The organism is Candidatus Thiodiazotropha sp. CDECU1 (assembly GCF_963455295.1).
In the GTDB taxonomy this organism is placed as follows: domain Bacteria; phylum Pseudomonadota; class Gammaproteobacteria; order Chromatiales; family Chromatiaceae; genus Thiodiazotropha.
This window is the reverse complement of record NZ_OY734020.1, coordinates 931,715-946,009: the sequence shown is the minus strand read 5'-3', so window position 1 is coordinate 946,009 and position 14,295 is coordinate 931,715. Positions and strand designations below refer to the sequence as shown.

Here is a 14,295-nt window from a genome sequence, read left to right as displayed (position 1 = left end):
TCAGACACACAACCCCTGGTCGGGTGGGTAATAGAATAATGGGCGTCCTTAATCTCCGCTTAGTAAGCCCTTCTCTTTATAGTAACGCAGCGCACCGGCATGGAAGGGAGCGGAGTTTCCCTGCAGCATCTCCTCGGCCTGGAGATGGGAAAAAGCGGGATGCAGTTTCCTGAAAACCGGTAGATTCTCAAACACGGCCTTGACCAACTGGTAGACAACCTCCTCGTCCACCGTCGCGGATGTCACCAAGGTTGCCTTGACCCCGAAGGTAGAGGTCGCACTCTCAGTACCTCGGTACATGGCTGCAGGAATGCTCGCGTGAGCATAGTATGGGTTGGCGGCGATCAGTGCATTCACCACATCACCGCTTACCGGCACCAAATTCGCATCACAGGCGGTAGCTGCCTCTTTGATTGACGCATTCGGATGGCCCACCGTGTAGATCATGGCATCGATTTTATTATCGCACAGTGCCCTGGCCTGCTCAGTGGCCTTCAGCTCTGAGGCTAATTTAAACACATCCTTGCTCCAGTTATATTCGTTCATCAGCACTTCCATGGTGCCGCGTTGCCCAGAACCCGGATTACCGATATTGACCCGCTTGCCCTTCAGATCGGTGAACACCTTGATATGACTATCGTCACGCGCCATCACGGTAAACGGTTCGCTGTGAATGGAAAAAACTGCGCGCAGGGACTTGAATGGGCCCTGCTGGCTGAATTTCGAAGTGCCATTGTAGGAATGGTATTGCCAGTCTGACTGAGCCACACCGAAATCGAGTTCACCGCTGGCAATGGTATTGAGATTAAAGATCGAGCCACCAGTGGACTCCACGGAACAACGAATACCATGGCTATCCCGACCTTTATTCAGTAGCCGGCAAATGGCCCCTCCGGTTGGATAGTAGACACCTGTCAATCCTCCGGTGCCGATACTGGTAAAGCGTTGCTCGGCCGCGAAACCGAGCATTGGCAACAACAACAGCCATAGGGTGATAAGTTTGCTCATAGATCCTCCTGCTAATTGTGGCAACGATACTGCATCTAGGGCCTGTTAACACTAATCCAATGCACTCTGCTGGGACTGTTTTTGCGCCCAGCAAGGCAGAATGAGCGTAGTGTAGCCCGGCTACATGAGCGAATGATAACGCCGCTGGGCGTAAAAACAGCCCCAGCCCTTCGGATTGCGCCCCGAAGGAAGTGCCCTTGGGGTGCGCCTGAAAAAGCGCCACTCAGCGTTGCTCGTCGTTCATTTGGAGTCACCAAACTTCTCTCCTCGCGCCTTGATTGGCGCTTTTTCAGGCACAACAGAGTGCATTGGATTAGTGTTAACAGGCCCTATCTAAAGGAAGCCTTTTACAGCCTGAGCAAAAAGCAGTGGTTGCTCTGCGTATAACCAATGTCCGGCACCATGCAGCATGCGTTTTCGATAATGGGGAAAGAGCTGGCCTATCCTCTCTCGATAGGCATCAATGACGTAATCCGATCTCTCAGCATGAATGAAGAGTACCTCACCAGCGTAGATAAGCCTGTCTGGCTGGGGAAATCCGATTAAATCCGGAATCGACTTACGCAACACCTCAAGATTGAATCGCCACGACCAACCCTCAGGTTGTTTGACAAGATTCTGCAGCAGATATTGTCGCACACCCCTATCTACCACCCACTCGGCCAGCCGCTGATCTGCTGCATCCCGGTGCTGAATCTCATCCAGCGGCACTCCGCTTAATCCCTGAAAGATACTATCGAAACTGTGTGCATAGGCCACCGGTGCAATATCTGCAACCACCAGCTTTTTAATCCGCTCAGGTTGCTGCAAGGCCAACCACATAGCAACCTTGCCTCCCATACTATGTCCCAGCAGGCTTACCTCACCGACAGCCAAATCATCGATCAGTTGCAACAGATCCCCGGCCATAACCCCATAGTTCATACATTCATGGTGGGGAGACCTGCCATGATTGCGCAGGTCGGGAGCGATGATATGGAAATCATCCTCTAGATGTTTCACAACCCCCATCCAGTTATTAGCCGATCCGAAGAGGCCGTGTAAGAGACAGAGCGTTGGCTGATCCGGATTGCCGAACTCACGACAATGTAATGTGACCGCATGCTCTTTCATAACAGGTCAAGGGATTCCGGATGGGGGCGAAACAGCAACTCCTGCTCGACCATGCAGAGGATCCCCCGGATAATCAGCTGGGAATCCTCACCTTGCTCTGGAAATCTATCGATAAGCTGACGGCCGCTGAATCCATCTGATAAGTGAGCGGCTTGCGCTAACTTGTCCAATGCCCAAGTCTATTTTCGTTTCTTCGGCGGCAGCAGATCGGTAATCGAGCCTTCTGCCATCTCCGCGGCAAAACAGATGGTCTCATTCAAGGTTGGATGAGGATGTATGGTCAATCCGATATCCTCAGCATCGGCCCCCATCTCCAAGGCAAGTACGGTTTCACCGATCAGCTCACCGGCGTTCGGACCGACGATACCTGCACCAAGAATCCGTTTCGTGCTCGGATCGAAAAGCAGTTTAGTCAAACCCTCGTCGCGACCGATACCCAGGGCACGACCACTGGCCGCCCAAGGGAAAGCACCCTTCTCATAGGCTACACCCTGGGCCTTGGCATCGGTTTCCGTCAGCCCCATCCAGGCAACCTCCGGGTCGGTATAGGCCACCGACGGCACGGTCATGGGATCGAAGCTGGCCGGCAGGCCAGCGATGACCTCTGCGGCAACCTTGGCCTCATGGGTCGCCTTGTGAGCGAGCATGGGCTGTCCAACCACATCACCAATGGCGTAGATATTCGGGACATTGGTACGCATATGCTCATCGACAGGGATAAAACCTGCATCATCTACCGCCACACCTGCCGCTTCCGCATTGATCTTCTTGCCGTTGGGGGTACGACCGACAGCCACCAGCACACGATCGTAGGTCTGCGGTTTCTCTGGCGCCTGCTTACCCTCGAAGGTCACCTTCAAGCCGCTTTTCAGGGCCTGGATATCGGTAACCTTGGTACCCAGCATGATCTGTCTGTAGCGTTTTGCAATGCGCTTCTGCAGGGGTCTCACCAGGTCTGTATCACAACCCGGAATCAAACCATCCTGCAGTTCCACCACATCGATCTCACTGCCTAGGGTACTGTAGACTGTGGCCATTTCGAGTCCGATGATGCCTCCACCAACGACCAACATGCGCTTTGGGACATCCGCAAGGGCCAGGGCACCGGTAGAATCGACCAGACGCGGATCATCATTGGGAAATCCAGGTATCTGCACCGGTCTGGAGCCACAGGCAATAATGGCGTCGTTGAATCCGATTGAGACAGAGCCGCTGGATGTCTTGACTGCGATCCTGTTTGGCGATTCAAAGCGGGCAACCCCATGCACCAATTCCACCTTGCGTTGCTTGGCCAGTTGCTTCAGACCACCGGTCAGACGTTTCACCACCTTATCCTTGCCAGCGCGTAGCTTATCCAGGTCAATCTTCGGCTTACCGAAGCTGATCCCCATGCTGGTCATCTCTGCCGCCTCATTGATCACATCAGCCGCATGCAGCAATGCCTTGGAGGGTATGCAACCCACATTCAGGCATACCCCACCCAAATCATCGTAACGTTCAATCAGAACCACTTTTTTACCCAGATCAGCTGCCCTGAAGGCCGCCGTATAACCACCCGGCCCGGCACCCAGCACGACCACGTCCACCTGCTTGTCGGCACTGCCCCTAACCGCCTCGGATACAGGTGCCTTGGTCGGTGACGGTTTATCATCCAATGCGCTGCCTTGAGACAATTCAAGCTTGAGTATCTTCCCACCCATGGAGATTTTGTCGCCGACCTTGACATGCAGATCCTTCACCACACCTGCATAAGGAGAAGGTATATCCATGGTGGCCTTATCACTCTCCAGGGTGAGGATAGAATCTTCCGCTTCGATCCTATCTCCTACCGCAACCAATATCTCAATGATATCCACCTGCTCAAAATCACCGATATCGGGTAGGGTAATCTCTACGATGCCGCTCATGGACGCTCCTCGGTCTATTGTTGTAACTATTCTCCCCATTTATAGCACTTCTGCATGACGGATCGTAGCCGAACAATCGGAATTCAGCGGCGAAAGGAGGATAAAGGGTGATTTTAGTTGGAATCTCGATCCAATCGGGTCAGGAAGTGCCGGTGCCTTGAATGTCCCGTTGCAACCAAGCCGTCATGTTACTGGCGGTCATCGGTTTTGCATAGTAGTAGCCTTGCAGATTTGTACATCCATTCTGCACAAGAAACCCGGCCTGCGCTTCGGTCTCGACACCCTCTGCAATCAATCCCAGATTCAAACTGCTCGCCATGGCGACAATCGTCTTCACCAGCGAGGCGTCTTCGGCATCATCGGGTAGGTCACTGACAAAAGAGCGATCGATCTTGAGGAGATCAACAGGGAACCGCTTCAGATAACTGAGTGAAGAATAACCGGTTCCAAAGTCGTCTACCGCGAGATTGACACCTAGTGTTTTGAAGCCTGTAAGCCAGGTAATCGCTTCTTCCGTATCTCTCAACAGCAAGCTTTCGGTAATTTCCAAGGTCAGCACGTCCGGATCAAGATTCGTGTCACGCAAGACCTGTTCCAGAAAGTCTATCTCCAAGCCTAGCTCACGCTGGCGGCTGGAAAGATTGACCGCCAGTCTAAGGTCGCTATGCCCCGACTTATGCCACTTGCCTAACTGGTTACAGGCGCCCCTTATCACCCAATCACCGATCGGAGCGATCAATCCGCTATCTTCAGCCAGCGGTATAAAAACATCGGGGCCGATGATACCTCTATGGGGGTGATTCCAACGTAACAGCGCTTCAACGCTTATCACCCTGCCAAACTCGGCATCCACAACAGGCTGATAATAGATCTCCAACTCAGAGCGTTGAACTGCAAGTCTTAAATCAAGTTCCAGTTGCTGTCGCTCCAAAGTCCGCTGCTGCATCGAGGCGGTAAAAAACTGATAGTTGTTTCTGCCACGATCCTTGGCCTGATACATTGCCATATCCGCATTTCTCAAGAGTGAATCCGCATTCATTGCATCATCAGGAAATATGGTTATACCAACACTCGCACCAATGAATATTTCACGCTCATAAAGAGTGAATACCTTGGTAATTCTATCGATTACTTTTGTGGCGATGTTGGCCACTGCGTCCATATCACTCACGTCCTGCAGTAATATCACGAACTCATCACCACCAAACCGGGCAATGGTATCCGATTCCCTGACACAGTCACTGATACGCTCAGCGGCGAGCTGCAGCAATTCATCCCCCATGACATGGCCGAATGTATCGTTGACCATTTTGAATTGATCTAAATCGACAAACAGAATGGCCAGCTTCCACTGTTCTCTGTGTGCTGATCCGATAGCCTGCTTCAGGCGATCGGAGAACAAAGAACGATTGGGCAACCCGGTCAAGGCATCGTAGTTTGCCTGATAAAGGATCTGCTCCTCATTCTCTTTATGTTTGGAGATATCCGAAAAGACCGCCACATACTCTTTCGCTATACCCTCTTCATCAGGGATTGCCGCTATCGACAGCCATTCCGGAAATACACTGCCGTCCTTGCGCCGGTTCCAGATCTCACCTGACCAGTAGCGTTTATGCAAGATCGAATCCCAGAGCTCTTCATAGAAGCTTTCATCATGCCTGCCGGAACTGAGCATGCTTGGCGGCTGACCGATGACCTCCTCGGGAGAGTAGCCAGTAATACGTGAAAACGAGGGGTTGACGGTCTTGATCATATTGTCGGCATCGGTGACCATGATTCCTTCCTGGGTCGTATCGAACACCGTTGCATTCATGCGCAATTGATCTTCAGCACGTTTTTGTGCCGTGACATCCTCCTTTACCGCGATAAAGTGGGTAATCTGCCCCCTGTCGTCTCGCAGTGGCGATATTGATGCCGACTCCCAGTAGATTGAGCCATCCTTGCGCTTATTGTGAAATATACCGCGCCACTCCCTGCCGGCCAGTAAGGCATCCCACATTGCTCTGTACTCTTCCTTGGTCTTATCACCACTTTTGAGTATGCGTGGATTCTTGCCTACCACCTCTTCCGCACTGTAACCGGACACCTTTTCGAAACGCGGATTTACATACTCGATAACACCCCTGGTATTCGTTATCATCACCGACGCGGGACTCTGCTCCAGCACCCTGCCGAGCTTTCTTAAATCGACTTCAGCCTGCTTTGTCTCTGTGATATCGCTCCTGACACAAACAATGCCGCCTTCATTGGTATAACTATTACTTGCAAGATACCAAGCACCATTGTCGATCTGTTCCAGGTACTGTCCCATGGGCATCGATTCAATAATCGGCTCACCCTCGAGGCTCAAAGTCTTGATCCGATTACCCGTAACCGATTGCAATGCATCGATATTGACGCCCTCTTTGATCCACTCCTTCAGCCAGGAGTAAAACTCAGTAAAACGTCGGTTGTACAATACCAGGTGACCCTCCGCGTCAAACAGTGCAAAAGCTTCCGAAAGGTTGTCTACCGCATCACGTAGCCGGAACCATGCTCGATTGACTTCATGGTGCGCAGTCTGCAGGCGCCTTATCAATTGCCAAAGACTCAGCAGCAAGATGATTACAAATGCTGAAAGCGTCATGATCAAGTGTCTTTTATTGGTGGTTTCATCCACCCGGCTTTGCTCATGTCTTGAATGTATAAGTTCGAAATACTCCTGTGTCGGGATAGCCAAATAGCGCGCCTTCAAAGCCCCAAGCCGTGTCAAGTCTTCCAGGTTGGATTCCATATGGAAGAGTACATGTTCAAATTTCTGTTTGCTTACTGGTGAAGAAAACACATAGCTCTTCAGTTGCTTCAATGTTGCATTGAAGTCATCCAACTGCGAATCGGAATAGAAGAGATCATAGGCCAACAGGGAGTTGAGCAGCTGTAAAATATCCTGGTAGACCCTGGGGTCCTCGGATTTAAGCTCTTGTGCGGCAGTAGGAAGATAGAGAATACCGTTGCGCACCACTGCTGCCTGAAATTTGATCTTTTCGAGAACAGACTGTTTCTCATCCATACCACCCCAGTACTGTTCTGTAAGGTCAAGTAAAGTGTTGTCATCCACTTCCGCCACTTTGACGTTAATCTTTTTACGCAACTGACGAAGACGATCGTTGGTCTGCACCAGTGGATCATATTGATTCAACAGAAATGAGGTGATTCTCAGGACATCCCGATCAAGACGCGCATCCGTCTCCTTCAACTGCAGCAGGTCATTTGAGAGTTCTGCGTAATGTTGGGTTTCATTATCCCAATAGACGACCAGCAGTAGAACAAACGCAATCCAAAGCGATACCAGCAATAGGCTGCGTCTGTTGTACAGCTGCTTGAGCATATTCATGGTTTCAACCTGATATGCTCACCAACCAAGGTGTAGAGGAAGGATATAATATCCTCGATATCATCATCCGGTAGCTCACGACCCAATTGGTAACGACCCATGATCCGTATCGCTCCCTCCAGGGTTGGCTCGGATCCATCATGGAAATAGGGTGGATTGATTGCTGCCAGGCGCAAACTGGGTACTTTGAAGTAGTGCTTGTCTTCACTCAGCTTGGTGACATTATAACGACCCAGGTCAGCGTCTGTGATTTCGCGTTGCGTATCCTTAAAATAGTCTCCCTTCGCACCCATTATGCCATACATGTTACCACCCACATTCACACCCTGGTGACAACTGACACAGCCATAACTCTTAAACAGACGATAACCGCGCAGCTCCTGCTCGGTGAGCACCCTTTCCTCCCCCTTGAGCCACCGATCAAAACGTGAATTGACAGTGACTAGAGAACGCTCAAAGACCGCTATGGCAGCAGCAATATTTTCCCCGGTCATACCATCATGAAACAGTTCTTCGAACTCCTCCATGATGGCTGGGTCTTTACTCAGTTTGGAAATGACCTCCTCCCAGTTGGAGTTCATCTCGATAGGATTATGGACAGGACCGGGTGCCTGTTCCTCCAATGTCTGAGCACGACCATCCCAGAAATGGACAAAATTGTAGCTGGAATTGAAGACGGTGGGAGTCTTGATGTTGCCAACACTTCCCCCAACGCCAACAGAATTTTTCTTATCATCAGTCCCGCCCGTGGAGAGGATATGACAGCTGGCGCAGCTGATACTGTTATCCTGGGAGAGTCGGGTATCGTGAAACAACTTATCCCCAAGGGATACCAATCTTGCATCCAAGCCAGGATCGGAGGCCAATGGCCCTATCGGCTCGTTCTTTACCTCGGCAGTTAGAGTAAAGGACGATATCAACCCAAATAACAGTAGTAGTTTCAACAGGATATTCATATACACTTGACGCTGAGCGCGACGTCATTAGACATCCCTGAAGAAAAATCATCCATAGTGGGGTGACGCAATGCTCCCCACAACAGGTTAGCGGTCTTTCCATTCCTAACTTTAAGAGATGATACCTAATAAAACCATAAACTTAGGATGCCCACTCACCCTTTACCCCATGGGCGAGTGGATCTTTTATTCTAACCCTATGAATTAGTAGGTTTTTTTTGAATATTGTGAATATTTCAGACAGGACCGCCGAAGAGACCATCCATTGTCCGGATCAGATCGGTCCCTGGCGATCAGAGTAATAAGCGCCGAATATCACCCAGTATGGAAGAGAGATAGGTGGTGAACCTGACACCATCTGCGCCATCGATCACCCGGTGGTCGTAGGATAGAGAGAGGGGCAAGATCAAGCGCGGCAGGAAGGCCTCCCCATCCCAGACCGGCTGCATACTGCTGCGGGAGACGCCGAGGATCGCCACTTCGGGGGCGTTCACAATAGGCGTGAATGCAGTACCACCAATTCCACCAAGGCTGGAGATTGAGAAACATCCGCCCTGCAAATCGGCCGGCGCCAATTTTCCATCCCGTGCCTTGGCGCTGATTTCCATCAACTCGCCGGCAAGCTGGAAGACACCCTTTTGATCCACATCGCGTATCACCGGCACCACCAGCCCATTGGGCGTATCCACGGCCACCCCGATATGAATATATTTCCTATATATCAAGGACTCCCCATCCGCAGACAGGGCGGCATTGAATACCGGCATCTGCTTAAGTGCCCCTGCTACCGCTTTCATGAGAAACGGCATCAAGGTCAAGCGTACAGACTGCTGTGACGCGGCCTCCTTTTGCCCCTGCCTGAAGGCCTCAAGCTCGGTGATATCCGCCTCGTCAAACTGGGTGACATGCGGCACGCTCAACCAACAGCGATGCAAATGAGCCCCACTGATCTTCTTGATGCGATTCAGCGGTGATGTTTCAATCTCACCAAAACGGCTGTAGTCAACATCCGGGCCCAGGGGCATCTCAAAGGGTGTCCGGGTTAATGCTGCCTCGTCACCCTGCCGCAGGGAGCGTTTGACGAACCTTTGAATATCCTCTTTCAGGATTCTGTTTTTAGGACCACTACCTTTGACCGATGAAAGATCAACACCCAATTCTCGGGCAAAGCGACGTACCGCCGGACTGGCATGTGGGGTGGCCTGTCCTCCGCTCTCGATGAATCCCACAGGCACGGGGGGCACACGGGCCTCTTTTTCACCCGGAAGCCGCGCCGGCTGCTCAGAAGCTGAGGCTGGCTCTTTGTTTGGTGCCGGAGCCGGTGCTTGCACAGTTTCTACTTCTTCAGCCGCCGGTGTGGGTGTAGTTGCTTCGTCACTCTCCGATTGTTGCTCGCTCTCTTCAGCCTCAATGACGAGTATCTTGTCTCCTTCCTTGACCCGATCACCAACCTTGAGCAACAGCTGTTTAACCTCGCCGCTATGGGGGGAGGGAATCTCCATCGTAGCCTTATCGCTTTCAAGGGTTAACAGGGACTCCTCTACCGCGACCCGGTCACCCTCTGAAACCAGAATCTCAATGATCTCGACCGAGTCGAAATCACCTATATCCGGTATCAGTACATCTGTCGTTTTACCCACGTCTTGTCCTCTTTGCCGGTTTGGCATCATCTATTTCGTTCAGACCATTGCCTTAGCACACACCTAGTAACCGGCTTGATAGTACCGGTTCTTAGAATTACCCCGCTAAACCTCAACCGGGTTGGGCTTGTCTGGATCGATTTTGTACTTCTTGATCGCCTGACTTACTTTGTCTGGTTTGATCTCACCCTGGTCAGCAAGCGCCTTCAAGGCAGCGATCACGATGTAGTAACGGTTTACCTCAAAAAACTTGCGTAACTGGCTGCGCATATCACTCCGGCCAAATCCGTCCGTGCCTAACACACTGTAATTTGCGCTGATGAAGGGACGGATCTGATCCGCATAACTGCGAATATAATCTGTAGCTGCCACCACAGGCCCCTTCTGACCGCTTAGTTTTTCAGTGACATAACTTAACTTTGGTTTCTCTTCCGGATGCAGGGTATTCCATCGCTCGACATCCAAGCCGTCACGACGCAATTCATTAAAACTGGTAACGCTCCATACATCCGCAGAGACCTTGAACTCTTTTTCAAGTAACTCCGCTGCGGCAATCACTTCACGCAGGATAGTGCCACTCCCCAGCAGTTGCACTCGTTGCTTATGTTTGCCACCACTATCCAGCAGATAGAAACCGCGAACTATGCCCTCCTCCACTCCCTCAGGCATAGCGGGTTGCAGATAGTTTTCATTCATCACGGTAATGTAGTAAAAAACATTATCCTGCTCTTGGTACATACGCCGCATGCCATCCTGAACAATCACTGCCAATTCATAGGCAAAGGCCGGATCATAACTGACACAGTTCGGTATCGTCCCGGCAATGATATGGCTATGTCCGTCCTGATGTTGCAACCCCTCTCCCGCCAGGGTGGTGCGACCGGCGGTACCACCGATAAGGAAACCCCGGGCCTGCATATCCCCTGCCGCCCAAGCCAGATCGCCAACCCGTTGAAAGCCGAACATCGAATAGTAGATATAGAATGGGATCATGCTGATCCCGTGATTACTGTAGGAGGTGGCGGCAGCTATCCAGGAAGACATCGCACCCGCTTCGTTGATGCCCTCTTGCAGAATCTGCCCCTTCTTGTCCTCCCGATAGAACATCACCTGGTCGGCATCTACCGGCTCATACAATTGCCCCACCGAGGAGTAGATACCCAACTGGCGAAACATGCCTTCCATGCCAAAGGTACGCGCTTCATCAGGCACGATGGGAACAATCTGCTTCCCAACCACTTTATTCCGTACCAGCATGTTGAGCAGGCGTACAAATGCCATGGTTGTGGATTGTTCCCTTTCCCCACTGCCTTCCAACAGGGCCTTGAATTCCTCCAGAGTCGGCACTTGCAGCGGCTCAAGTTTGGTCCGGCGTTGCGGCAGAAAGCCACCCAAGTTCTGGCGATGCTCATGCATATATTGCATTTCAGGGCTATCTGCCGGTGGTTTATAAAAGGGCGCGGCGCTTATCTGATCATCCGAGATCGGGATGTTGAAACGATCACGAAACGCCTTGAGGGCCGCTTCTCCCATCTTTTTCTGGGAGTGGGTGATATTCTGACCCTCACCGGCCACACCCATACCGTAACCCTTAACTGTCTTGGCCAGAATAACTGTAGGTTGTCCTTTGTGTGACACCGCCTCCGCATAGGCCGCATAGACCTTATGCGGATCGTGTCCACCTCTGTTGAGACGCCAGATATCCTCATCGGTCATATTGGCGACCATCTCATCGAGTTCCGGATATCTACCGAAGAAGTGCTCGCGTGTATATGCGCCACCCTTGGCCTTGTATGCCTGGTAATCGCCATCGACACACTCCTCCATACGCTTCAGCAGGATGCCGTTCTTGTCCCGCGCAAAAAGCGGATCCCAATAACCACCCCAGATCACCTTGATCACATTCCAGCCTGCACCACGAAATACGGCCTCAAGCTCCTGAATGATCTTGCCATTGCCTCGCACTGGTCCATCCAGGCGTTGCAGATTGCAGTTAATGACAAATACCAGATTGTCCAGACGCTCGCGCCCAGCCAGGGAGATGGCACCGAGCGCCTCCGGCTCATCCATTTCACCATCTCCACAGAATGCCCAGACTTTACGCTCATCCGTATTCAACAGACCACGATCATGCAGATAGCGCATGAATCGCGCCTGATAGATAGCCATCAATGGGCCCAGACCCATCGACACTGTCGGAAACTGCCAAAATCCCGGCATCAACCAGGGATGGGGATATGACGAGAGGCCCTGACCGTCCACCTCCTGTCGAAAACTGTAGAGCTGTTCTTCACTCAGGCGGCCTTCCAGGTATGCCCTGGCATATACCCCAGGCGCGGAGTGTCCCTGAAAAAAGATCAGATCACCGTCCCGCTCCTTGCTGGGGGCGTGGAAAAAGTGGTTGAAGCCCACATCGAATAGGGTGGCACCGGAGGCAAAACTGGAAATATGACCGCCCAACTCTGTGGATATCCTGTTTGCCTGGACCACCATGGCCATGGCGTTCCAGCGTATGAAAGACCTGATCCGACGCTCCATGGCCCGATCGCCGGGGAAACGCTGCTGCTTGGTCACCGGTATGGTATTCACATAGGCCGTGTTTGCACTGAACGGCAGGTAAGCACCGGACCGGCGGGCCTTATCAACCAAGCGCTCAATGAGAAAGTGGGCGCGATCCACACCTTCGTTCTCGAGTACGGCCTCCAAGGCATCCAGCCACTCCTGTGTCTCTAGCGGATCGGTATCGGGTCTAGTCGGCATCGTTATTCTCTGACGGTTATTCTGGCAAACAAAATCCGTTCTCCAGCTTGGAGATCAGGATCTATCTCATACGGCTGAGAAACTATTTGGCTAGCCAATGGTTTGAATTGATAGGCGTAATATACAGCAAGACGGGTTACTTTTCAGCGTTTTGGATGATTATTTTTCTGACTTAATTCCCTGTTTTTGCTGTTAATTAACCTTTCCTGGTCGGGCGTGCCAGAATAACATGCCATACCATGATCCAAACCTCAGCGGTCCCGATTCTGCAATAGTGCGACTGATAGTACCCGGTGTGTCCTGGGCAGATAGCATCTTCCAAACAATATAAAAAAGGCGCTACCGGTTTAACCGGTAGCGCCTTCACTAGTAGCCTGCAGTGGTATTCTTCTTAGATGTCTTTGCGAGACTCGAACACAGGCATTTCGAAGGGTTTGCGCTCCATAGCAACTTTGCGGCGCTCTTCCATCATTTTCATAGCCTCAGCGCGACGCGCTTCCATCTCTTTGACCATCTCGTCACGGCGAGCCTGAGACTCTTCCATACGTTTAGCGATGGCTTCGGGCATCTCTGGTCTGGCAGGAGCCATACCGTCATAACGGGTTTGCATCTGATCACGCTGAGCCTGCATCTGCTCCTGGAAGGCCTTCATTTCAGCTTCCATAGCAGCACGGGGATCAGCACTATATTTTTCGGCATATTCACGTTGCGCAGCAACCGCCTGTTCGAAGGCCTTTTGTTGTTGCTCGGCAAATGCCTTCTGTTGTTCGGCAAAAGCCTTCTGCTGCTCTTCCATGGCAGCCTTCTGCTCTTCGGTCATTGTAGGAACAACAGGGGCATGACCGTATGGCGCATATCCGTAGGGAGCATAGCCATAGTAGTTGCGATAGTTGTTGTAGCCGCGGCCATAACCGTTACCGCGTGCACTCATGTTAAAATTGAAGTCGAAATCACCAGCACCGAAACCGTCACCAAAGAAATCGTCACTCCAATCGTTGCCCCACCAAGCGTTAACGGTTGCCGATGAGGCTGCCATGGCGATTGCCGCGGCAATGATAGAAATCTTTTTCATTTTTTAGTACCCAGAATTTTTTAGTGTAAAACCACGCTGTCTGCCCTTGCACGTCCCTGTGCCGAGAAGTCCTTGTGCTAAAGTATTTAACCGCTTTACTTAGCAGGTGCAGCCTGTGTTGCAGGAGCTGCCGGTGCAACCGGAGCTACTGGTGGGTAGCCATAGCCATAAGGGGCACCATAACCATAAGGTGCGCCATAGCCATAGGGACCATAACCATAGTAGTCACGATAGTAGTTGTTGCCGCGACCATAGCCGGAACCACGGGCACTGCCGCTCATACCAAAGCTGAAGTCACCGGAGCCATCACCCCAGCCGTCGCCCCAACCGTCGTTGCCCCAACCCCGGTTACCGTAGCCTGGGCCGCCCCACCATGCGGAAGCGGAAGCGGAAGCAATGATCAATGCAGCAGCTGCAGAAGCTTGAACGATCTTTTTCATTATTCACTCTCCTCGAGATAGAATGT

The 14,295-nt window shown here is 51.7% G+C and carries 9 protein-coding genes; all 9 read right to left on the bottom strand.

All coding sequences use genetic code 11. The annotated features are described in order from the left end of the window. Positions 1-48 precede the first annotated feature (48 nt). Positions 49-1,008: a TAXI family TRAP transporter solute-binding subunit gene (locus tag R2K28_RS04330; protein ID WP_316368155.1), complete on the bottom strand. Its 960-nt coding sequence runs from the start codon at positions 1,006-1,008 to the stop codon at positions 49-51. A gap of 333 nt (positions 1,009-1,341) precedes the next feature. After that, on the bottom strand, positions 1,342-2,019 hold the full coding sequence (locus R2K28_RS04325; RefSeq protein WP_316369687.1) for an alpha/beta fold hydrolase: 678 nt from the start codon (positions 2,017-2,019) through the stop codon (positions 1,342-1,344). Between the two features lie 281 nt (positions 2,020-2,300). After that, on the bottom strand, positions 2,301-4,028 hold the full coding sequence (lpdA, locus tag R2K28_RS04320; RefSeq protein WP_316368154.1) for a dihydrolipoyl dehydrogenase: 1,728 nt from the start codon (positions 4,026-4,028) through the stop codon (positions 2,301-2,303). Positions 4,029-4,167: 139 nt separating this feature from the next. Further along, positions 4,168-7,401, bottom strand: a complete 3,234-nt coding sequence (locus tag R2K28_RS04315) for an EAL domain-containing protein (RefSeq protein WP_316368153.1) — start codon at positions 7,399-7,401, stop codon at positions 4,168-4,170. Continuing rightward, a complete protein-coding gene (locus tag R2K28_RS04310; protein ID WP_316368151.1) occupies positions 7,398-8,345 on the bottom strand; it encodes a cytochrome-c peroxidase in 948 nt (315 codons plus the stop codon). Before R2K28_RS04310 ends, R2K28_RS04315 begins: the two co-directional genes overlap by 4 nt. Positions 8,346-8,650: 305 nt before the next feature. After that, positions 8,651-9,997 carry a dihydrolipoyllysine-residue acetyltransferase gene (gene aceF, locus R2K28_RS04305; protein ID WP_316368150.1) on the bottom strand — a complete coding sequence of 449 codons (1,347 nt, stop codon included), beginning with the start codon at positions 9,995-9,997 and terminating at the stop codon, positions 8,651-8,653. 105 nt (positions 9,998-10,102) lie between these two features. Then, complete coding sequence (gene aceE / locus R2K28_RS04300; RefSeq protein WP_316368149.1) at positions 10,103-12,757, bottom strand: pyruvate dehydrogenase (acetyl-transferring), homodimeric type; 2,655 nt, start codon at positions 12,755-12,757, stop codon at positions 10,103-10,105. Between the two features lie 391 nt (positions 12,758-13,148). Continuing rightward, positions 13,149-13,829 carry a sulfur globule family protein gene (locus tag R2K28_RS04295; protein ID WP_316368148.1) on the bottom strand — a complete coding sequence of 227 codons (681 nt, stop codon included), beginning with the start codon at positions 13,827-13,829 and terminating at the stop codon, positions 13,149-13,151. 95 nt (positions 13,830-13,924) lie between these two features. Then, positions 13,925-14,269, bottom strand: a complete 345-nt coding sequence (locus R2K28_RS04290; RefSeq protein WP_116476261.1) for a sulfur globule family protein — start codon at positions 14,267-14,269, stop codon at positions 13,925-13,927. Between the last annotated feature and the right edge of the window lie 26 nt (positions 14,270-14,295).